The 722-nt window shown below is 67.5% G+C and carries 1 protein-coding gene; it reads left to right on the top strand.

What is annotated here, in order from left to right:
* Positions 1–77 precede the first annotated feature (77 nt).
* Positions 78–722, top strand: a 645-nt coding sequence (locus DYI24_RS27365) for a DUF815 domain-containing protein (RefSeq protein WP_164574544.1), incomplete at its 3' end; no start/stop codon positions are given.

The following is a 722-nucleotide window of genomic DNA, read 5'->3' on the forward strand; positions in this document are numbered from 1 at the left end:
CCTCATAGCGCTCCCATTTCCGTGGGTTGCCGGGGGTGACATGGCCCGATATGGCTGCGGCATCAGGAAGTGCAAGCATGGCCAAAAAGACAAAATCCCGCCCCGCCAAAGCCGCCCCGAAGTCCGCCACCCGCAAGCCCGCCCGTGCAGTGGCGACAAAGCGCCGCCCGTCGGGGACATCCCCCGGCGCGCCCCTCGACGGCGGATTGCTGGGGCGGATCGCCACCGCCCTGGAGGGCATTTCCGCCCACCTGGCGGGCACTTCCGCCCCCCCGGCCGATGCCGCGCTGAATTCGGCCGATGCGTTCATCTGGCAGCCGGAGGGGCGTCTCGCACCGGTTCCCAGGGTCAGCCGGGTCGATCTGTCGCTGCTGCAGGGCGTCGACCGGATGCGCGACACGCTGATCGAAAATACCGAGCGGTTCGCGACCGGCCTGCCCGCCAATAACGCGCTGTTGTGGGGCGCGCGCGGGATGGGCAAATCGTCGCTGGTCAAAGCCGCTCACGCGCATGTCAACGCGCGGCCCGACGTCGCCGGCCGGCTGAAGCTGATCGAAATTCACCGCGAGGACATTGAGAGCCTGCCGGCGCTGATGACGCTGCTGCGCGCCTCCGACTTCCGATTCATCGTGTTCTGCGACGATCTGTCGTTCGACGGCAACGATGCATCCTACAAATCGCTCAAGGCCGTGCTCGAAGGCGGCATCGAGGGCCGTCCCGAC

Source organism: Rhodopseudomonas sp. BR0C11 (genome assembly GCF_010820945.1).
Classification (GTDB): Bacteria; Pseudomonadota; Alphaproteobacteria; order Rhizobiales; family Xanthobacteraceae; genus Rhodopseudomonas; species Rhodopseudomonas palustris_H.